At 66.1% G+C, this 20,771-nt stretch carries 18 protein-coding genes and 2 pseudogenes; 9 read left to right on the top strand and 11 right to left on the bottom strand.

Going from position 1 to position 20,771, the window contains the following annotated elements; translation table 11 throughout:
- Positions 1–83 precede the first annotated feature (83 nt).
- Genes JVH1_RS22930 through JVH1_RS22920 form a run of 3 tightly spaced genes read left to right on the top strand, consistent with a single transcriptional unit; the run spans position 84 to position 2,754 of the window.
- Positions 84–1,358: a 2-hydroxyacyl-CoA dehydratase subunit D gene (locus tag JVH1_RS22930; protein WP_371113095.1), complete on the top strand. Its 1,275-nt coding sequence runs from the start codon at positions 84–86 to the stop codon at positions 1,356–1,358.
- Positions 1,358–2,293: an acyl-CoA dehydratase activase gene (locus JVH1_RS22925; protein WP_009475576.1), complete on the top strand. Its 936-nt coding sequence runs from the start codon at positions 1,358–1,360 to the stop codon at positions 2,291–2,293. Before JVH1_RS22930 ends, JVH1_RS22925 begins: the two co-directional genes overlap by 1 nt.
- Positions 2,290–2,754, top strand: a complete 465-nt coding sequence (locus tag JVH1_RS22920) for an SDR family NAD(P)-dependent oxidoreductase (RefSeq protein ID WP_043779346.1) — start codon at positions 2,290–2,292, stop codon at positions 2,752–2,754. Before JVH1_RS22925 ends, JVH1_RS22920 begins: the two co-directional genes overlap by 4 nt.
- Before the next feature lie 1,043 nt (positions 2,755–3,797).
- Here JVH1_RS22920 and JVH1_RS22915 read toward each other — a convergent pair.
- Both JVH1_RS22915 and JVH1_RS22910 read right to left on the bottom strand, forming a co-directional pair.
- Positions 3,798–4,025: pseudogene (locus JVH1_RS22915) on the bottom strand (aldehyde dehydrogenase family protein).
- Between the two features lie 7 nt (positions 4,026–4,032).
- Positions 4,033–4,185, bottom strand: a pseudogene (locus tag JVH1_RS22910) (IS110 family transposase); the annotation flags it as partial.
- Between the two features lie 336 nt (positions 4,186–4,521).
- Here JVH1_RS22910 and JVH1_RS22905 point away from each other — a divergent pair.
- Positions 4,522–5,526: a class I adenylate-forming enzyme family protein gene (locus JVH1_RS22905; protein WP_009475581.1), complete on the top strand. Its 1,005-nt coding sequence runs from the start codon at positions 4,522–4,524 to the stop codon at positions 5,524–5,526.
- 66 nt (positions 5,527–5,592) lie between these two features.
- Here JVH1_RS22905 and JVH1_RS22900 read toward each other — a convergent pair whose 3' ends face one another.
- The 5 genes from JVH1_RS22900 to JVH1_RS22880 are packed head-to-tail and all read right to left on the bottom strand — an operon-like array spanning position 5,593 to position 10,970.
- Complete coding sequence (locus JVH1_RS22900; RefSeq protein ID WP_009475582.1) at positions 5,593–6,678, bottom strand: ABC transporter ATP-binding protein; 1,086 nt, start codon at positions 6,676–6,678, stop codon at positions 5,593–5,595.
- A 51-nt stretch (positions 6,679–6,729) separates the two neighbouring features.
- Positions 6,730–7,608 (bottom strand): carbohydrate ABC transporter permease, encoded by an 879-nt coding sequence (locus JVH1_RS22895; protein ID WP_011595503.1) that lies wholly within the window; start codon positions 7,606–7,608, stop codon positions 6,730–6,732.
- On the bottom strand, positions 7,608–8,573 hold the full coding sequence (locus JVH1_RS22890; RefSeq protein WP_043779351.1) for a carbohydrate ABC transporter permease: 966 nt from the start codon (positions 8,571–8,573) through the stop codon (positions 7,608–7,610). Before JVH1_RS22890 ends, JVH1_RS22895 begins: the two co-directional genes overlap by 1 nt.
- Positions 8,570–9,895: a sugar ABC transporter substrate-binding protein gene (locus tag JVH1_RS22885; protein WP_009475583.1), complete on the bottom strand. Its 1,326-nt coding sequence runs from the start codon at positions 9,893–9,895 to the stop codon at positions 8,570–8,572. The genes JVH1_RS22890 and JVH1_RS22885 overlap by 4 nt, the downstream gene beginning before the upstream one ends.
- Before the next feature lie 52 nt (positions 9,896–9,947).
- Complete coding sequence (locus JVH1_RS22880; protein WP_009475584.1) at positions 9,948–10,970, bottom strand: sugar-binding transcriptional regulator; 1,023 nt, start codon at positions 10,968–10,970, stop codon at positions 9,948–9,950.
- Between the two features lie 150 nt (positions 10,971–11,120).
- On the opposite strand from JVH1_RS22880, the gene JVH1_RS22875 reads away from it, so the two are divergent.
- The 4 genes from JVH1_RS22875 to xylB are packed head-to-tail and all read left to right on the top strand — an operon-like array spanning position 11,121 to position 15,916.
- On the top strand, positions 11,121–12,125 hold the full coding sequence (locus JVH1_RS22875; RefSeq protein WP_009475585.1) for an NAD(P)-dependent alcohol dehydrogenase: 1,005 nt from the start codon (positions 11,121–11,123) through the stop codon (positions 12,123–12,125).
- 10 nt (positions 12,126–12,135) lie between these two features.
- Positions 12,136–13,617 (top strand): mannitol dehydrogenase family protein, encoded by a 1,482-nt coding sequence (locus JVH1_RS22870; RefSeq protein ID WP_009475586.1) that lies wholly within the window; start codon positions 12,136–12,138, stop codon positions 13,615–13,617.
- Positions 13,614–14,537, top strand: coding sequence for a carbohydrate kinase (locus JVH1_RS22865; protein WP_009475587.1), 924 nt, complete (start codon positions 13,614–13,616; stop codon positions 14,535–14,537). The genes JVH1_RS22870 and JVH1_RS22865 overlap by 4 nt, the downstream gene beginning before the upstream one ends.
- A complete protein-coding gene (gene xylB, locus JVH1_RS22860) occupies positions 14,534–15,916 on the top strand; it encodes a xylulokinase (RefSeq protein WP_009475588.1) in 1,383 nt (460 codons plus the stop codon). Before JVH1_RS22865 ends, xylB begins: the two co-directional genes overlap by 4 nt.
- 53 nt (positions 15,917–15,969) lie before the next feature.
- Here the strand turns inward: xylB and JVH1_RS22855 are convergent, their stop codons facing one another.
- Together JVH1_RS22855 and JVH1_RS22850 are read right to left on the bottom strand one after the other, a co-directional pair.
- Positions 15,970–16,977: an NADP-dependent oxidoreductase gene (locus JVH1_RS22855; protein ID WP_009475589.1), complete on the bottom strand. Its 1,008-nt coding sequence runs from the start codon at positions 16,975–16,977 to the stop codon at positions 15,970–15,972.
- Between the two features lie 25 nt (positions 16,978–17,002).
- Entirely contained in the window at positions 17,003–17,389 is a 387-nt protein-coding gene (locus JVH1_RS22850; protein WP_009475590.1) for a DUF1304 domain-containing protein, read from the bottom strand.
- Positions 17,390–17,469: 80 nt separating this feature from the next.
- Between JVH1_RS22850 and JVH1_RS22845 the strand changes: the two genes are divergently transcribed.
- Positions 17,470–18,063 carry a TetR/AcrR family transcriptional regulator gene (locus tag JVH1_RS22845; protein WP_009475591.1) on the top strand — a complete coding sequence of 198 codons (594 nt, stop codon included), beginning with the start codon at positions 17,470–17,472 and terminating at the stop codon, positions 18,061–18,063.
- A gap of 37 nt (positions 18,064–18,100) precedes the next feature.
- Here JVH1_RS22845 and JVH1_RS22840 read toward each other — a convergent pair whose 3' ends face one another.
- Positions 18,101–19,339, bottom strand: a complete 1,239-nt coding sequence (locus JVH1_RS22840; RefSeq protein WP_009475592.1) for an allantoate amidohydrolase — start codon at positions 19,337–19,339, stop codon at positions 18,101–18,103.
- Between the two features lie 105 nt (positions 19,340–19,444).
- Positions 19,445–20,761 (bottom strand): FMN-binding glutamate synthase family protein, encoded by a 1,317-nt coding sequence (locus JVH1_RS22835; protein WP_009475593.1) that lies wholly within the window; start codon positions 20,759–20,761, stop codon positions 19,445–19,447.
- Between the last annotated feature and the right edge of the window lie 10 nt (positions 20,762–20,771).

Raw genomic sequence — 20,771 nt, 5'->3', positions numbered from 1 at the left:
CACGTTCGAAGGAGTTCGTAGTGCCGATCGCAACGCCCCAAGGCAAGACCAACCGACTGTCGAGCACCCGAGTCGGCGGAAAGATGACCGCCGATTACTGGGAGAACATCTTCACCGCCAAGGAGCGTGGAAAGCACGTTGTCTGGTACAACGGTTCCGCCCTCAACCCCATCTTTCAGGCAGCAGGCCTCGAATGGTGCCACGGTGAGGCATTCGCTGCCCGCCTCGCCGCACAGCACCTCGAGGAGCCGGCCCAGGCTGCTGGTTCCGAGTACGGTTATATCGGTGAGCTGTGCTCGTATGCCCGCACTCATCTCGGGTGCGCCGTATTGACGCAAAAGAACGTCAACGAACGCGAGAGCGGCGTCGTAGGCATGCTCGACCAGCAGGAACTGGCGGCCAAACTTCCTGCGCCGGACTTCTTCGTCAACGGGTATGCAGGTTGCAGCACCGGTCAGCAATGGGACGCGATGACGTACCGTGTCTTCGACCGAAAGCTCCCCATCTTCAACGTGTCGATTCCGATGCTGTGGGGCAACAAGCCGGACGCCGGATACATGCGTGGTGAAGAGTGGAACGAGGTCAGCACCTACGTAGAAGGCCAGCTGCGGGAACTGGTCGAATTTCTCGAGCATCAGACCGGGCGACCGTTCGACTGGGATGCGTTGAGCGAGAGCATGTCCTACATCAAGAAGGCATCGCAACTGCGCCTCGAAGCGATGGAACTGTGCACACTCGCCCCGACTCCGGCGACGTATTGGGACTGGGTCGCCAGCATCGCACCCATCAACTTCCTCCCCGGTAATCAGGCACTCGTCGACTACTTCGCGGGTGTGAAAGCCGAGATCCAGCAGCGCATCGTCGACGGAGTCTCCGCCGTCGCAAATGAGCGGTACCGCGTGTACTTCGACGGCATAATGAACTGGAACAAACTCGGATTCCTCACCCGCAAGTTCGCCGAGTACGACGTCGCTGTCGTCGCTGGTCGCTACACGCATGAATCCTTCTGGCAGGAACCGCAACTCATCGACATAGACAATCCACTCAAGGGAATGGGCCAGCATTACCTGCTGTGCCCGTTGAACCACGGGCTCAAGAATCTTCAGGAATTGCTGCTCAAGCGCCTCGACCAGTACTCCATCGACGGCATCGCCTTCCACTCGACTCGCACGTGCCGCGCAATGACGAATCCACAGTCGATGCTGGCCAAAGCAGCTGAGCGGGAACGTGGGGTCAAGTCGTTCGTCTTCGAAGGCGACGTCGCGGACGCGTCGTTCTACAACGATGAGCTGTTCGACAGTCGACTCGAGGCGATGTTGGAGGCCATCGACGTGCAGCGGATGAAGACGCTGGTCTGATGAACTGGTACGTGATGGGCGTCGACCTCGGCTCGACGACGGCCAAGGCCACCGTCGTCGACCAGGACGGTGGCTTGGTCGGCTCGAGCGTTGTCCAGATGGGTGCCGTCAGTAGAGATGCGGTGACACGCGCAATGAACCAGGCGCTGACGGCAGCAGATGTCACTCAGGACGACATCAGACGAACCATCAGCACAGGATACGGGCGCAAGCTCGTCCCAGGCGCCGACCGGTCGTTCACCGAGATCACCTGCCATGCGCGCGGAGCAGCCGCCCTGTACCCGGGGGTCCGATTGGTCATCGATATCGGCGGTCAGGACAGCAAAGTCATTGCGGTCGACTCCGACGGTTTGGTGGATCGCTTCGCCATGAACGATCGGTGTGCGAGCGGGACCGGGCGCTTCTTCGACGTGCTCGCCCGCGCACTGGAAGTCGATGTCGAGGAGGTGGGCAGCCTCGCGCTGGCGGGCGCCGACGGCCTGGAAGTCAGTAGCATGTGCGCCACCTTCGCCGAGACAGAGGTGATCTCCCTCCTTGCTCAGGGGCAAGCCAAGTCTGATATCGCCGCCTCGGTCCACAAAGCCGTTGCCGCGAGAACCCTCGGCTTGATCGCCCAGGTCGGCAAGGCGACGCCAACCGTCATGACCGGCGGTGTCGCCCAGAATGCGGCAGCCAGGCATTACATCGAATTGGCATTACGCCACCCCCTCGAACTGCTCGAGCAGCCACAGATCGCAGGAGCGTACGGCGCCGGCCTTCTGGCACGGGACGAGTACGCAGGATCAGTCGCTCCGACCGAATCGCGTGACGGTGCAGCCAAGCAACAACTGGCCGCGCGGGCAGCCGGAATAATCCCCCAATGCGCCGGTTGCGACGGAACCGCCGGCGACCACAGCCACGTCTCAATTCCGCTGACGGTGCGGACCACGACATGAGCCCCGTGCATGACTCCACGATCTTCATCGTGGGTGGTGACCAAGGATTCGGTTTGCTGATTGCGCATCGACTCGTCGAGCTCGGTGCACAGCGAATCGGCCTGATCGGCCGCGATGTCGAACAAGGTGAAATTGCGGCAAAAATGCTGTTCGAATCAGCGTCGGGTATTTGGGCGCTGTCCGGAGCCGGGGATCTATCCTCGAACGAGGACGCCTGTCGGGTAGTGGCGGAACTCGCAGCGTCACTCGGTGATGCCGACATCCTCGTCAACTGTCTGCCCGGCGACACTGCCGTCACGGATGTTGTCCTGCAATCCATGCGTGTGCTCGGCCACGGAACCGTAGTGAACGTCGGCGGGACCGCTGAGTCCGATTCGGACGGTGTCCGTGTGCGGTCGGTCGCCCTCGGCGAGGATCTCGTCGTTGCAAACGATGTGCTCCACCGACTGCGACCCAACTAAATTCTCCGTAGTCGACGCCACACGGATCCGCGAGAATTCGTCTCGCTGAAACACATCCCCCAAACATGCCCGAAGGTGTTATTCGCGAAGATTTCGGGCGTGCCCTTCTCAGCCCATCATGACGACCGCCCGACCACCCTGAAGATCTCCTCGAAACGAGTGCCTATGGGCGTTCGTCCATCCTGCAACCCGCGGCAGTCGACGACGGCGCCCCCGGTGAGGTTGATCTCGGTCGCAGTCAACGTCGGGTCCCAATCAGACGCGGCGAAGCGACATCGGCGTAGCTCGGGCGCGATCCGCAGCCCCACCCTAGGTCACCATCGACGGCGCCGGCACTGTGTGGGTCACCGCCACCCCGAAGGGCCTGCATGCCATCCCCGATGCGGGCATGACCGAAGGTGTGCATCCAGGTGTACGGCATACCCTACGATCGGACACAGCGCGATGCGTCGTTCGCAGTACTCGCTCTTGTTGTTCTCGTCGGTGCGATCCGCACCTGACCCAGGTAGAGACCTGATCAGTTGTCACGCCCGCATCGGAATCTCATCGAATCCTGGTGCTGGTCGACCGCGAATGTCGACGACCAGCACCGGATTTCGGTTCAACTCTCGATCCGATTTCTGCGACCCGGATAGATCGGAGTTGATGCTTGACGCACATCCTCCCCAAGCCGCCGAAATGCCGTCCAGATTGTCATTATGTCGAGGCTTTCCCGGTCGGATCCGATCATGTCGATCCAACTGGCATAGACGCCATTCTGCACCGCTGGTCGGGGCCAAATGCAGCTGCGGTGGTCGAAGACCGGCCAGGAATTCGCGGGTGGTGGCGCGTGCGTTGCAGTGCACATTCGAACTTTCCGCCGTCCGCCGCGTTTCTCCCCAGCAGTGTTCGGCGCTGCGGTCCCGGACGACTATGGCACCGAAGTTAGTTTCCACCTCGCTTGTTGGCAGGCTGTGCCTGCGTCTGCAGGGTTCTCACCAGGTTCTTGTTCGCGAACTCGTCGAGCCCGTGCCGACCGAGCTCGCGACCGATTCCGGAGTTCCTCACTCCGCCGAACGGCAGGTCGGACTCGCTTTGATGGTCGTGTTGATGCCCACCATCCCGACGTCGAGCTGGTCCGCGACGTGAGCGGCCAGGCCCACGTCGCTGCTGAACACAGCCCCGCCCAAGCCGTATGGTCAAGCGTTGGCGATCCGGACGGCATCCGCTGGAGAAGTCGTGCGATAGACGACCGCCACGGGGCCGAATAGCTCCTCGTGATACGCCCGCATTGTGGGGGCGTTGCGGCCAGGACTTGGCCCAGCCAATCAGCGTCTTGTAGCCGGTGAGGGTGGCGTCGATGCGGATCGAGCCGAGGTCGGTGTTGGTGGCCGGGTCGACCGCGGTTGCGGTGTGGGTGGACTTGTGGGGATCGATACCGATGACGATCATGGAAGACGGTTCCCTTCTCTGTCAGGATGGGATCCGCGGAGGACAATCCGACTTCAAGTACCTCTCACAGCAGCTTGGGGTCACGCCTCTCTTCAGTCACTCCGTGAACGCAGACCGGGAGGGTTGGACACACCCCTACCAGGGTCAACCCAACGGTCGGGTGACAGGAATTACGCGAGTCGCCCTTCCGGTCTGCTACGGAACGCTACGGGTAGCTGACCCGACCACGGACCGCTGACACTCATACAAGTCGGAATTACGTGACGGCCGGGTGGGGAATTACGTGACGGACGAACCCCTCAACCAGAGGAATTACATGGCCGCTGACAGGCCGGGATGGCGGACCATGTCGTCTGCGTCAACGCGATGCCGATGTACCACATCGGAGGCGGCGCCGTCACCGAACTCGGGACGTTCGCCGCGCACGGAACCTATGTCGTCCTGCCCGGCTTCGATGCCGCACTGATGCTCGAAATGCTCGAAACCTGTCGCGGAACACACTCACTGATGGTCCCGACGATGCTGATCTCGCTTCTCGAGCATCCGGATCGCCGAAGTCGTGACCTGTCGAGCCTCCACACCGTACTGTCGGGAGCCCCCGCTGTTCCCCAGTCGCTGGTCGAACGGGTCATCGACGAACTCGACTGCCAGTTCACGATTCTGTTCGGGCAGAGCGAGATGCACGTAGTCATCAGCCAGACCCGGATCACCGACGACCCTGCCGATCAAGCGACCACCGTGGGCCAGCCACTGCCCGAGCTGGAAGTGAAGATCATCGATCCCGTGTCCGGTGAGGTTGTGCCGATCGGCGAGCAGGGTGAAATATGCTGTCGCGGCTACCAGACGATGCTCGGATATTCCGACATGTCGGAGGAAACGGCAGCGACGATCGACGCCGACGGATGGTTGTGCATGGGCGATCTCGCCACGATGGACGAACGAGGATTTCTGCGGATCACCGGGCGCCTCAAGGACATGATCATCCGGAGCGGACTCAACATCTACCCGCGCGAGATCGAAGAACTGCTGTTCCAGCACCAGGACGTGGCCGAGGTGGCGATCGTCGGGATTCCGGATGAAAAGTGGGGCGAGCAGATCGGCGCCGTCGTGCGGCCCACGGACCCGGCCAATCCGCCGGACGCGGCCGAATTGAAGGCCTGGTGCCGCGACCGAATCCCCGCACACAAGACGCCCTCGCTGTGGTATTTCACCGACGGACTCCCCATGACGCCCACCGGCAAGATCCAGAAATTCCGTGTGCAGCAGGAGATAGCGTCCGGGGCACTGACCGCCACGCACCTCGACGAGAAGATGGCGCCGGAACGGCTGTCCAACAGCTGATTCCACGAACGGCACAACAGGGTGGGCGCGGACCCGATCTCGGATCAGCCCGCGCCCACGCACGCTCTAGTCGCCGATCCGCTCCCCCGTCTCCGGGTGGAACAGGTGCACCGCTCCGTCCCGCTTGCGCAAGGACACCGTGTCGGCCAGCCGCGCGGGGGTGCGGGTCAGTGATCGAGCGGTGAGTTGCGTACCGTCACCGGCGATGTGGGTGTGGACGTAGGATTCACTCCCGAGTTCTTCGACCAGGTCTACGATCACCTCGATGCCGCCCTCTCCGGTCGACAACTCCAGCTGCTCGGGACGCACCCCGACCGTGACGGTCTCCAGCCCGGCGGCGTGCAGCGCCGACAGTTGGTCGCGCTCGAGTGCGAGCGTCGAGTTGCCGAGGCGCACGCCGTCGCTGACGATGGGCACGGTCATCAGGTTCATCGCGGGCGACCCGATGAAGCCGGCGACGAAGGCGTTGGTGGGCCGGTCGTACAGCTCGGTCGGCGCCGAGAACTGCTGCAGCTTGCCGTTCTTGAGGACGGCCACCCGGTCACCCATGGTCATCGCCTCGACCTGGTCGTGGGTGACGTACACGGTGGTGGTGCCGAGCCGGCGCTGCAACGCCGCGATCTGCGTGCGGGTCTGGACGCGCAGCTTGGCGTCGAGGTTCGACAGCGGTTCGTCCATGCAGAACACCTGCGGCTCACGCACGATCGCTCGTCCCATCGCGACGCGCTGGCGCTGACCACCGGACAGCTTGCCGGGTTTACGGTCGAGGTAGTCGGTGAGGTCGAGCAGCTTGGCGGCATCGGCCACCTTCTTCTTACGTTCCTCCACACCGACTCCGCGCATCTTCAGCGCGAAGCCCATGTTCTCGCCCACCGTCTTGTTGGGGTAGAGGGCGTAGTTCTGGAATACCATCGCGATGTCACGGTCCTTCGACGGCACACCCACCATGTCCTTGCCACCGATCTCGATGGTGCCTTCGTCGATGTCCTCGAGGCCGGCGAGCATCCGCAGTGCCGTACTCTTGCCGGAGCCGGACGGGCCGACGAGGACGATGAACTCGCCGTCTTCGATGTCGAGGTCGAGCGTGTCGACCGCCAGCGTGTCGGCGTTCTCGTAGATGCAGGATGCGCCCTTGTACGCGATGTCAGCCATGATTGCTCCTCTTGTGGGTACCGAAGTCGGGGGAAGTGGTTGCGGGGGTGATCATTTGATCGCACCGAAGGACAGGCCGCGGACCAGTTTGTTCTGTGCGACCCAGCCGGCCAGGATGACCGGGAGCGCCGCCAGCGTCGCCGCTGCCGACAGCCGGGCCCAGTACAGGCCCTCACCGGTGATGAATCCGACGAGGAACACCGGAATGGTCTGCGCCTGAACGGCGGTGAGGTTGACTGCGAAGAAGAATTCGTTCCACGAGAAGATCACGCAGATCAGCGCGGTGGCCGCGATGCCGGGCGACACGAGCGGAAGGATCACCTCGCGCACCGACGTCCACAGGCTCGCGCCGTCCATGCTCGCGGCCTCGAGCAGCTCACCGGGGACCTCGAGGAAGAACGAACGCATCATCCACACCGCGATGGGCAGGTTCATCGCCGTGTACAGGATCACCAGCGCCCAGATGTTGTCGAGCAAACCGATGTCGTTGACGATCACGTACAGCGGGATGATCGCGGCGACGATCGGGAGCATCTTCGTGCTGATGAAGAAGAACAGGGCGTCCTTCGTCTTGCGGACCGGTCGCAGCGACAGCGCGAACGCCGCCGGCACACCGAGCACGAGCACGAGGATCGTCGACATAGCGGTCGCGAACGCCGAATTCAGCAGTGCCGTGCCGATTCCGCTGTCGAGCACTGCCTTGAACTGGTCCAGGGTGGGCGTGAAGAACAGTTTCGGCGGAGTCGTGTAGGCGTCGCCCTCCTGCTTGAACGCGGTGAGCACCATCCACGCCACAGGGAAGAAGAAGCCGAGCGCCACGATCCACGCCACCACGCTCCACGGGCTGAACTTGCGGTGCTTGCGCGCCCGCTTCGTCTCCGGCGCGGTGGGGGTGGACTCCACCGGCGCCGCCGCAGTGTCGGTACTCATTACGCTGCCTCCTCGTTACCGGTAAAGCTCTTGAAGATCAGGCGCAGCGCCAGGGTCGCGACGACGATGGTCGCGATCACGACGATGACGCCCATCGCTGCGGCCTGCCCGATGTCGAAACCGAGGAATGCGCGCTGATAGATGTAGAAGGGCAGGTTGGCACTGGCGGTGCCCGGCCCGCCCTGGGTCATCATGTAGATGGCGTCGAACGTGTTGATCAGGTAGATCGCGCCCAGCACCGCGCCGAGTTCGATGAACCGGCGCAGATGTGGGAGCGTCAGTTCGCGGAACATCGCGATCGGCTTGGCGCCGTCCACCCGTGCCGCCTCGAGGATGTCGCGCGGCATGGACTGCAGACCCGCCAGGATCAGCAGCATCATGAACGGGGTCCACTGCCAGATCAGGTTCACCATGACCGCGGCGAGCGGGAACTTGCTGACCCAGTCGACCTGTCCCACCCCGAACGGGGAGAGGACGAAGTTGACGATGCCGAACACCGGGTCGAACATCGTGGTCTTCCACAGCAGCGCACCGGCGACGGGTGTCACCAGGAACGGGGTGATGAGGAGCGTGCGCACGATGCCGCGGCCCAGGAAGGCACGGTCGAGCAGCAGGGCGAGCAGCAACCCGAGCACCACCGAGATCAGCACGGTGCCGACGATCAGGATCACGGTGTTGACCGCGACCTCACGGAACTGGCTGTCCTGGAACACGTCCACGTAGTTCTGCAGTCCGACGAACGCCTGGGAGCCCGGACGCACCAGGTTCCAGGACTGCGTCGAGTAGTACAGCGTGAACAGGAACGGGATCTGGGTCACCACGATCATGAAGATCAGAGCGGGCAGCAACGGCCCCCGGCGACGCCATCCCTCGGCGCGGGAGACGCTGTCGTCCTTGGCCTCCCGCAGTTCCCGCACCCGGTCGGCGGTGCCGTTCGCGGTGGGTTTCTCGGCAATGGTTGTCATCGGTCCTCCCGATATGTCGCGCCGACCACCTCGGCGTACTGCTGTGCCTGGGCGAGCGCCTCGGGCACGGTCTGCTGGCCTGCGATCGCCGCACTGATCTGCTGGCTGACGCGGGTTCCGAGATCCTGGAATTCCGGGATCGCCAGGAACTGCACGCCGGTGTACGGAACCGGTTGCACGGTGGGCGCATTCGGTGTCGCGTCCTCGATCGCCTCGAGCGTCAGCGGACCGTAGGCCGCCGAGGCTTCCTTGTACTCGGGAATCTCGTAGGTCGACAGCCGGCTGCCCGGAGGCACCCGCTCCCAGCCCAGATCCTCACCGACCGTGCGTATGTATTGCTTGTCGGTCATCCACGAGATGAACTTCCACGCCGCGTCGGGATTCTCGCTGCTCTCGGGAATTCCCAACGACCAGCTGTACAGCCAGCCGGAGTTGTCCTTCACCTCGATCGGCGCGGGGGCGTACCCGATCTTGCCGACGACGGCGCTCGACGCCGGATCCTCCAGCGTGGACACCGCGGACGTCGAGTCGTACCACATCGCCACCTGGCCCTGGGCCAGCTGTGTGGCGCACTCACCGAAACCGCTCGTCGCGGCGCCGGGCTCCCCGTACTCGCGCACCAGGTCGACGTAGAACTGCACCGCGCGTTCCACCTCCGGGCTCGTCAGCTGAGCGTTCCAGTCCTCGTCGAACCAACGGCCACCAAACGTGTTGATGACCGTGTCGAGGGGTGCGAGCAATTCGCCCCAGCCCGGCTTGCCACGAAGGCAGATGCCGGCCATGTCCTCGGAGTCGAGTTGCTTTGCCGCCGTCGCGACCTCGGTCCACGTCGGCTTCTCCGACAGGGTGATTCCGGCCTGCTCGAACAGGTCCTTGCGGTACATCAGGAACGAGGACTCGCCGTAGAACGGCACCGAGTACATGTTCCCCTCGTAGGACAGCGACTCGCGCAGGGTGGGGATGAAGTCGGCCTCGTCGTAACCCTCCGTCGCCTCGGCGTATTCCGACAGGTTCTTCAGCCAGCCGTACTTGGCCCATTGCGGGGTCTCGTAGTTGCTGATCATCACGACGTCGAACTCGCCGCCACCGGTCGCCGTGGACGCCGTGATCTTCGCGCGCGCCTGGTTCTCCGACAGCGTGACGAACTTCAGGTCGATGTCGGGATTCTCTTCCTCGAACTGCGAGGCGAGCTTCTGAGCATCCTGCATCTGCGAGTTGGAGACCATCGCGATGGTGATGGTCTGGTCCGACGCGCCCAGCGATCCGGCGCCCGCACATCCGCTCAGCGTGAGGCAGAGCGCTCCCGCTCCGGCTACCAGCATCGTCGCTGGTTTCCTGTGTTTCTTCACCGATCTTCACCTCTCTTGCGTGGTGCTACTGATCGAGCAGCCAACGCGCGCATTCGATGTCGCAGACCAGCATCTTGGCCAGTCCGCCATGGAGGGCACCCAGTGCCGCTTGGTGTTTGGCGACGCCACCCGTGACGAGGATCGACCCCTCGCACGCGCGGATGTCGTCGAGAGGAACGGACATGGCCCGTTCGTCCAGAGGGCCGGCAACCTCGGTTCCGTCGAATCGGTAGAAGCGTCCACCGACTTCGCCGACCGCGCCGAGGCCGGTGAGCACGGACAGCATGTCCGTGTCGATGAAGCTGCCCTCGAACAGGGTGGTCGACGTGGAGACGGCACCCGTTCCGAACATCATCATTTCCGCGGTCCGCCCGGCCTCGAGCGCCTTGGAGATGACGGAGTCGCCCCGCATGGATACCACGGTCGACGCGTCCGCGTACAGCGGAACGGGAAGCCGAACAGTGTTGGCCTGCAGCTGCTCTGCGCATCTACCCAGGACGTACTCCGTTCCGGTCTGGTAATTGATGGCACTCACCGAACCGTCGAGCTGGACGACGGACGCGCACGTGGCCGCCCCGGACGGCAATCCCTGCGCGACTGCGACCGTCTCCGGCCCCCACGTGAATCCGAGGGTGTCGCCTTCGCGAATCCGGCGAACCAGCAGGGACGCCGCGGCCCGCCCGACACCGGCGAAGCTGTTGTGGTCGTCGATCGCACCGGCGGCGTCGACGGAATCGGCGACCACCACCGCCTCGACGAGTCCGTACTTCTCCTCGAGCGCGCGCTCCTCGTCCGAGCGCAGCGCATCCCGCAGATGCGCGGGTGCGTGCACCTCGATGCGCACCAGGCCCTGGGCGCGGGCTCGCGCCACCAGCCTGCCCGCGGTGGGGCGGGAGACACCGAGTCGTGTGGCGACCTCGGCCTGGGTCATTCCGTCGAGGTAGTACAGCGTTGCAGCGCGCAACGCGAGGCGCAGATCCTCCGTCGTGGACGGCGGTGGTGCCGTGATGGGAGACGGCGTCGGGGCCGTCGAATTGGGGGACGTCACTGGTTCTCCTCGCCATGATCCCGGGTCCGTCGTGTGTGTCTTCGGAACCTCGAGAAACCGTGAGCAAATGATCACTATGCGTTCATCTGCTCAATACGCTAGCATCGAAGTGTGACCCACACAACACTCCCTTCGGATATCCCCAGGACGATGCGTGCCAGCGTGCTCGTCGAGCCGGGCGTGATCGAGATCCGGGAACGCCCCGTGCCCACTCCCGCTCCCGGCGACGTCCTGGTCCGCGTGGCCTCGGTGGGCGTCTGCGGGTCGGATGCCCACTACTACCGCGAGGGCCGCATCGGCGAGTTCGTGGTCGAACAGCCGATCGTGCTGGGCCACGAGGCGTCGGGCACGGTCGTGGGTGTCGGCGACGGGGTCCCGGCAACGCGTATCGGGCAGCGTGTCTCCATCGAACCGCAGCGCCCCGACCCGGACACCGACGAATCCCGGCGCGGTCTCTACAACCTGTGCCCGCACATGCAGTTCTATGCCACCCCGCCGATCGACGGGGCGCTGGCCGAATACGTGACCATCGGCTCGGCGTTCGCACACGCGATTCCGGACGAGATGTCCGAGGACGCGGCCGCGCTGTGCGAGCCGCTGTCCGTGGCCATCGCCACCACCCGCAAAGCCGGCGTGACCGCCGGATCCCGTGTTCTGATCGCGGGCGCGGGACCGATCGGAATCGCCATGGTGCAGACCGCCCTCGCGTTCGGTGCCACCGAAGTGGTCGTCTCGGACCTCGATCCCCGGCGACGCGAGGTCGCAACCAAATTCGGCGCCACCGCGGTGCTCGACCCACGCGAGCAGGACGTAGCGGGACTCCACGTGGACGCGTTCGTCGACGCGTCCGGCGCCCCGAGTGCGGTGCTGGCCGGGATCCAGGCCGTCCGGCCCGCGGGATCCGTGGTTCTGGTGGGCATGGGCGCCCCCGAGATGACGCTGCCGGTCCAGACCATCCAGAACCGGGAGTTGGTGCTGACCGGGGTATTCCGCTACGCCAACACCTGGCCGACGGCGATCGCCCTCGCGCGGTCGGGACGGGTCGACCTCGATTCGATGGTCACCGGAAGATTTCCGCTCGCCGAGGCGGAGCAAGCACTGAACGCAGACCGGACGCCGGGCAGCCTCAAGGCCGTCGTGCGCGTCCAGGAATGAGGAGAGACCGATGCAATTGTGCGCGCAGGCACTGCAACAGTTCGACGACACCGTGCAGGTGCCGAATTACGATCGAAGCGACATCACCGTAGGGATAGTGCATTTCGGTGTCGGCGGATTCCACCGCGCGCATCAGGCGATGTACGTCGACCGGTTGCTGCGGCGCGGGGAGGCCCGCGAGTGGGGCATCTGCGGGGTCGGGGTCCTGCCCGGTGACCGGCGCATGAAGGACGTCCTCGACGCGCAGGACGGCCTGTACACGCTGGCGCTGCGGCACCCGGACGGCACCTGGGACGTCAGCGTCATCGGGTCCATCGTCGACTACCTCTTCGCCCCCGACGACCCCGAGGCCGTGGTCGAGAAGATCGCCGCGGAGTCCACGAAGATCGTCTCGCTGACGATCACGGAGGGCGGCTACAACTTCACCCACGACACGGACGAGTTCGATGCCGAGAACCCGGATGTCGTACACGATCTCACCGACGGCGTCGCACCGCGGACCACGTTCGGACTCGTCATCGAGGCGCTGGCCCGGCGCCGAGCGCGCGGGCTGGCGTCGCCGACCATCATGTCCTGCGACAACATTCAGGGCAACGGCGACGTGGCGCGCAAGATGTTCCTGGCGTACGCCGAATTGAAGGATCCCGAACTGGCGGCGTGGATGCGCGAGGAGACGTCGTTCCCCAACTCGATGGTCGACCGCATCACGCCCGTCACCACCCCCGAGGTGACGGAGGCGCTGTCGTCGCGGTTCGGCATCGACGACCAGTGGCCCGTCGCCGCCGAACCGTTCACGTCATGGGTGCTCGAGGACGCCTTCCCGCTCGGCCGCCCCGCATTCGAGGACGTCGGCGTCCAGGTGGTCGACGACGTCGAACCGTACGAACTGATGAAGCTGCGTCTGCTCAACGCCAGCCACCAGGGCCTCTGCTACTTCGGCTACCTGTCGGGATACCGGCTCGTGCACGACGTCGCGCAGGACCCACTCTTCGCCGACTTCCTGCTCGCGTACATGGACGAGGAGGCCACGCCCACCCTGGCGCCGGTGCCCGGCGTCGATCTCGACGAGTACAAGCGCACGCTCATCGAACGCTTCTCCAACCCCGAGATCCGCGACACCGTCGCCCGCCTGTGCGCCGAATCGTCCGACCGCATCCCGAAGTGGCTGCTGCCGGTGATCCGTGAAAACCTGCTGGCCGACCGGCACATCCGGCTGTCGGCCGCGATCGTCGCGAGCTGGGCCCGGTATGCCGAGGGAGTCGACGAGGACGGCGAGCCCATCGACGTCGTCGACCAGTTGAAGGACTCCCTCGTGCCGATCGCGCGCAGCCAGCACGAGAACCGCACGGCGTTCATCGAGAATCAGTCGGTCTTCGGCGACCTGGCCGACAATCCGCGCTTCGTCACCGCGTACCTCTGGGCGCTGGACTCACTGCACAGCGTCGGTGCACGGAAGACACTCGAGGCTCTGCGTGAGAAGGTGCAGTCATGAGTCTGGTCATCGGTGAAGCCCTCATCGACATCGTGACGGCGAGCAGCGGCGCCACCACCGAGTATGTCGGCGGCAGCCCGCTCAACGTCGCGGTCGGTCTCGGCCGGCTCGGTCGTCCGGTCGAATTCGTCACCCGGATCGGCGACGACACGAGAGGCGGCGCGATCGTCCGGCACCTCGAGCAGTCGGGAGTGAGCCTCGCGCCCGGCAGCGTCACCGCGCAGCGAACGGCGACGGCCCACGCCACCCTCGATTCCGCCGGATCCGCCACCTACGAGTTCGACATCGAGTGGGACCTCCCCTCCCCCAGCGGGTCGTCTATCCCGGCGCTCGTCCACACCGGTTCCATTGCTGCCGTGATGGAACCCGGCTGCGACGTCGTCGCCGACATGCTCGACCGCCGCCGCTCGTCGGCGACCATCAGCTACGACCCCAACGTGCGACCGGTGCTGATCACCGACAAGGCACGCGCCCGGCAGCGGATCGAGCACCTCGTGTCGATCTCGGACATCGTCAAGGTCAGCGACGAGGACCTCCGCTGGTACGACCCCGAACGGGATCCCGACGACATCGCCCGCGAATGGCTGTCCCGCGGACCGGCGCTGGTCGCGGTGACGAAGGGCGCCGAGGGCGCATTCGCGGTCTGCGCGGCCGGACTCGTCGAGGTCGCGGCCCGCAACGTCGAGGTGGTCGACACGGTCGGCGCGGGTGACGCCTTCATGGCCGGGCTCCTCGACGGGTTCTGGGCGCACGGATTCCTCGGCGCGGAGAGCCGCGACGCCCTCCACGCGATCGCCCCGGAAGAGGTGCGGAACGTGCTGGACAACGCGGTACTTATGTCGGGTCTCACCGTCGCGCGCGCAGGGGCGGACCTCCCCAGCCGCGAAACACTGGATCGCGCGGCAGGTGTCCGGCAATGACCCTCGTCGCGGGCATCGATTCATCCACCCAGTCGTGCAAGGTGATCGTCTGCGACGCCGACACCGGTGAGTTCGTCCGCGAGGGCAGGGCCTCGCATCCGGACGGCACCGAGGTCGACCCGCAGGCGTGGGCGTCGGCCCTCGACAACGCCATCGCCGCCGCCGGCGGACTCGACGACGTCGCCGCGGTGTCGGTCGGCGCGCAACAGCACGGCATGGTGTGCCTCGACGACACCGGGACGGTCGTGCGTCCGGCGTTGTTGTGGAACGACACTCGCTCCGCCGACGCCGCCACCCAGCTGGTGGACGACCTCGGTGGTCCGGACGCGTGGGCGGACGCCGTCGGTGTGGTGCCGCTCGCCGCGATCACCGTCAGCAAGCTGCGCTGGCTCGCCGATTCCGAACCGGCCAACGCCGGCCGGACGTCCGCGGTGTGCCTGCCCCACGACTGGCTCGGCTGGCAGCTCACCGGCAGGTCCGATCTCGGCACCCTGGCCACCGACCGCGGCGACGCCAGCGGCACCGGATACTTCTCCGCGGCCACGGATTCCTACCGACCCGACCTGCTGTCGCTGGCACTGCGCGGACGCACCGCCGCCGTGCCGCGGGTGGCCCGCCCGGCCGAGAAGATCGGGGAAACCCGATGGGGCGCCGCGGTCGGTCCCGGCACCGGCGACAATGCTGCCGCCGCACTCGCTCTCGACGCCCAGGAAGGTGACGTCGTCGTCTCCGTGGGAACGTCGGGCGTCGTGTCCGCGGTATCGGTGACCCCGGCGAACGATCCGGGCGGATTCGTCGCCGGCTTCGCCGACGCCACCGGACGTCAACTTCCCCTCGTGTGCACGCTGAACGCTGCCCGGGTACTCGACGCGACCGCCTCGCTGCTGGGTGTCGATCACGACGAGCTGGCGCGGCTGGCGCTGTCGGCGCCATCCGGCAGTGGCGGGCTCGTGATGGTGCCGTATTTCGAGGGTGAGCGCACCCCCAACCGTCCCAATGCCACCGGCTCCGTTCACGGACTCCGGCTGGCCAATTCGACCCCCGCCCACCTCGCCCGCGCGGCAGTCGAGGGGCTGCTGTGCGGCCTGGCGGAAGGCATCGACCACCTGACCGCCCAGGGCGTCACGGTGCGTCGCATCCTCCTCGTCGGCGGCGGCGCCCGCTCCCAGGCATTGTGCGAACTCGCGCCCGCCATCTTCGGGGCCCCGGTCCTGGTGCCGCAGCCGGCGGAGTACGTCGCGATCGGCGCATGCAGGCAGGCGGCTTGGACGCTGGCCGGGACCCCTGAACCACCCAAGTGGGATCAGACGTCCACCCAGCGCTACGAGGCCGACCCGGCACCCCAAGTGCGCGAACGGTATTCCTCCGTGAGGCGCTGACGCGCCCGTGCGCGGTTAACGAGTCTCTGGACTCTTTAACCGCGCACGGGTGGCTACGCCACCTTCACCAGCATCTTCCCGACATTTCCGCCGTGCATGAGCTGCAGGAAGGCGTCGACCGAGTTCTCGATGCCGTCGACGACGGTCTCGTCGTGGACCACGTCGCCGGATGCGAGCCACGGTCCCATCTTGGCGGCGAACTCGGGGAAGACGTGCGTGTAGTTGCCGAGGGTGAAGCCCTCGAGGGTGAGCCCCCGGCTGATGATGTTCACCATGTTGTCGGGGCCCGGTGTGCGCTCGGTGGCGTTGTACGCGGAGATGGCGCCGCACAGCGCGGCCCGGCCACCGTTCCGCATGACGTCGAGTGCGGCCTCGAGGTGGTCGCCGCCGACGTTGTCGAAGTAGACGTCGATGCCGTCGCCTGCGAGTCCGCGGAGTTGCTCACGCACCGGCGCCTGCTTGTAGTCGAAGGCGGCGTCGTATCCGTAACGATCGGTCAGCAGCGCGACCTTCTCCGCGGACCCAGCGGATCCGATGACGCGGGACGCCCCCTCGAGTCGTGCGATCTGCCCGGCGGCCGTCCCCACCGCACCCGCGGCGCCGGAGATGAACACAGAGTCGCCGGCCTTCAGGTGTGCGATGTGGACGAGTCCGACGTACGCCGTGAGCCCGGTCAGTCCGAGAATCCCCAGATAGGCCGAGATCGACACTCCCGGAATCTCGTCGACGACGCGGAATGCCGAGGCGTCACCCTGCGCGAGGTCCCGCCACCCGAGATCGTGGACCACTACCGAGCCGACCGGATGCGTGGCGGCGGTCGATTCGACGACGCGACCGACAGCTCCGCCGGTCATCGTCTCGCCCAGCGCGAACGGCGGGATGTACGACTTCACGTCGTTCATCCGGCCGCGCATGTACGGGTCGACGGAGACGAATTCGTTGGCCACGCGCACCTGGTCGGGCCCGAGGTCGGGCAGCTCGACGGTGGCGGTGCGGAAGTCGTCCTGGGTGGGCCAGCCCACCGGCCGGTTGATCAGCTGAATCTGGGTGCTGGGCGTCATGGTGTTCCTTTCGATACTTCTGAGGTCACAGCGCCAGTCCGAGCACGAGGAGGAGTACCGCGAGCAGCGGAAGTGTTCCCTGCGTGATCGCCGCGCGAGCCTTGTCGGGCGACGACAGCAGGAGCACGAGGGCTGCGAGCAGCATCGATCCCGCGCTGGCGAATACGAGGGCCGCACCGACGGCGGTCGCGCCGATGATCACGGCGACGATGCCGACTGCCGTCACGATCGCCAGGAAGAGGTTGTAGAAGCCCTGGTTGAAGGCAAGCTCCTTGGTGGCGCCGGCTTCTTCGGCACTGGTCCCGAACGTCGCGCGGGTGCGCGGTGAGGTCCAGAGGACGGACTCGAGCACGAAGATGTAGACGTGCAGCGCACTGGCGAGTGCGGCAAGAACAAGACCCGCGGCGACCATACGAAATCCCTCCTCGTTCTGAACTGACCATTTCAATATATACTGAAACGGTCGTTTCACAACCAGGAGTGAGGATCGTCATGCCGCGCACGCAGGATTTCGACACGGTCGAAGTGGTCGGCCGCGCCCGCGACCTGTTCTGGGACAAGGGCTTCGAAGCCACCTCGATACCCGACCTCGAGCGCGTCACCGGATTGAATCGGTCGAGCCTGTACAACGCGTTCACCAGCAAACGCGGGCTCTTCGACGCCGCCGTGCACGACTACCTGGACCGGGTGGTTCGCCCCCGGCTCCGCATCCTGACCGGTGAACCGACCCGCCCCGACGCCGCCGTGCGCTACTACCGCAGCCTTGCAGGCGCCCTCGCGGCCCTCCCCGACGAAACCCCCGGACGCGGCTGCCTACTGCTCAACAGTGCCGCCGGATTCGCCGCGCACGACGACACGCAACGGTCCGTCGTCGACGCATACCAGCGCGAACTGTCCGGGGCACTCAGCCACGCACTCCGGGCCCACGACCCGGACGCGTCGACCGCCACCCTGGCCCACCGCACCCGGCTCCTGACGTCACTGTCCGTCAGCGCGCTCCTACTGTCGCGGGTCAACCGGGATGAGGCCGTCGCGGTCGCGAACACCGCCGTCGAGCAACTGGAGGAATGGCGACCCACCTCCTGACGTGAGTGGCAAAGAGTGCCCCGACACGCTTTGCCACTCACATGCGCTGGTGCCCGCTGACCCAGTCCGCCATCACGTCTGCCAGTGCCTCGGCGCCGCGGTTGCAGTCGTCGGCCTCGGCGAACTCGTCGGGCGAGTGGGACACCCCGGTGGGGTTGCGGACGAACATCATCGCCGTGGGCACCTTCGCGGACAGGATCCCGGCGTCGTGCCCGGCAGCGGTCGGGAGGACGGGAATGTCACCGAGATGGGCGAGTGAGCGGCGCAGCCGTTCCCGGGTGGAGTGCGGGAACTCGACGATCGGCGTGACCGATTCGGCGTCCACCTCGAGACCGATACCGTCGGCGGCGGCGTAGGCCTGTGCCTCGGCGGTGATCTGCTGCACCAGCTTGGTCAACGTCTCCTCGTCGGCTGCCCGCGCGTCCAGCCACGCCCGCACCTCCGACGGAATGGCGTTGGCACCGTTGGGAAGTACTCGCACCTTGCCGAACGTCGCGACCGCCTCGTGCAGCCTCGCGGCGGTTCGGGCCGTGTGGACCGAGGAGGCGAAGGCGAGCATGGGGTCGCGACGGTCGACGAGTCGGGTGGCGCCGGCGTGGTTGGCCTCCCCGGAGAACACGAACTGCCACCGGCCGTGCGGCCAGATCGACGACGCCACGGCGATGGGGCTGTCGATCAGGTCGAGGGCGCGCCCCTGCTCGACGTGCAACTCGACGTACACGCCGACGCGGTCGACGAGGTCGGGGTCCTCACCGAGAAGGTGCGGGTCGCGGCCGGCGCCGACCAGGGCCTCACCGAGGCTGATGCCGTCGTTGTCCCGCAGCGCAAGGGCGCGCGCGGGTGCCAGTGCCCCGGTGGACAGTTGCGAGCCGACGCACGCGACACCGAACCGCGCGCCCTCCTCGTCGGAGAACGCCGTGACCGCCACCGGACGGGTTGGAGCGATCCCCCGTTTCCGCACGAGGTCGATCGCGGCGAACGCGGACACCACGCCCAGCGGTCCGTCGTAGGCGCCGCCGTCGGGTACCGAATCGAGGTGCGATCCGGTGACGAAACTGTCGCGGGGGTCGCCGTCCCAGCCGTCGGGCATCCACCACGCCCACAGATTGCCGTTGCGGTCCTCCTCGACGCTCATGCCGCGTGCCTGCGCACAGTCCGAGAACCATTCGCGCAGCGTCATGTCGGCGTCGTTCCACGCGAATCTTCGGTAGCCCCGGGTCGACTTGTGCTGTCCCACATCGAGGATGGTCGCCCACAGCGAATCGAAGGAAGTCATGTTCTCGGTCCTCTACTCATAGTGTCAAGCCGGCAGGCGCTTCGCGCCCGTGTGTGGTTAGCGAGTCCCTGGACTCCTTAACCGCGCACGGGTGGCGGAGCCGCCCTACAGGGTGCCGGGGATCCAGGTGGTTCCGGCGAGGGGCACGCGGGCCATCGCCGACGCCTCGACGGTGAGGGCGACGAGGTCCTCGGGTTCGAGGTTGCGCAGGTGCGACTTGCCGCAGGCGCGGGCGAGGGTCTGCGCCTCCATGGTGAGCACCCGCAAGTAGTTCGCGAGCCGCCGTCCGCCCTCGACGGGGTCGAGGTTCTTCGACAGTTCCGGGTCCTGGGTGGTGATGCCGGCGGGATCCTTGCCGGCCTGGAAGTCGTCGTAGAACCCGGCGGCCGAGCCGAGCTCCTCGTACTGCTTCGCGTAGCGGGGGCTGTTGTCGCCCAGCGCGATCAGGGCTGCGGTGCCGATGGCGACGGCGTCCGCCCCGAGGGCCATCGCCTTCGCGACGTCGGCGCCGCTGCGGATGCCACCGGACACGATGAGCTGCACCTTCCTGTGCACACCCAGTTCCTGCAGCGCCTGGACCGCCTGCGGGATCGCGGCCAGGGTGGGGATGCCGACGTGCTCGATGAACACGTCCTGGGTGGCGGCAGTGCCACCCTGCATGCCGTCGACCACGACGACGTCGGCGCCGGCCTTCACGGCGAGTTTCACGTCGTAGTAGGTGCGGGTGGCGCCGACCTTGATGTAGATCGGCTTCTCCCAGTTGGTGATCTCGCGCAGTTCGATGATCTTGATGGCGAGGTCGTCGGGGCCGGTCCAGTCGGGGTGCCTGCACGCTGACCGCTGATCCACACCCATCGGGAGGGTGCGCATCCCGGCGACACGTTCGGTGATCTTCTGCCCCAGCAGCATTCCGCCGCCGCCGGGCTTGGCGCCCTGCCCGAGGACGATCTCGATGGCGTCGGCCTTGCGCAGATCGTCCGGGTTCATCCCGTACCGCGACGGCAGGTACTGGTAGACGAGGTTCTTCGACTGCCCCCGTTCCTCGGGCGTCATGCCGCCGTCACCGGTGGTGGTGGACGTGCCGACCTCGCTGGCGCCGCGGCCGAGCGCTTCCTTCGCCTGCCCGGACAGCGCACCGAAGCTCATGCCGGCGATGGTGATCGGGATGTCGAGGTGCAGCGGGAACTTGGCGTTGCGGTCGCCGAGCACGACGTCGGTGTCGCACTTCTCGCGGTAGCCCTCGAGCGGGTACCGCGACATCGACGCACCGAGGAACAGCAGATCGTCGAAGTGCGGCAGCTTGCGCTTGGCACCCCAGCCGCGGATGTCATAGATGCCGGTCTCGGCGGCCCGCTGGATCTCGGAGATGACGCCGCGGTCGAACGTCGCCGATTCGCGCAGGGCCGGGTTCGGGGTAGTCATGACGGTTCTC

This window comes from Rhodococcus sp. JVH1, assembly GCF_000280725.2.
Taxonomy (GTDB): domain Bacteria; phylum Actinomycetota; class Actinomycetes; order Mycobacteriales; family Mycobacteriaceae; genus Rhodococcus_F; species Rhodococcus_F jostii_A.
This window is presented reverse-complemented; position numbering and strand designations above follow the sequence as displayed.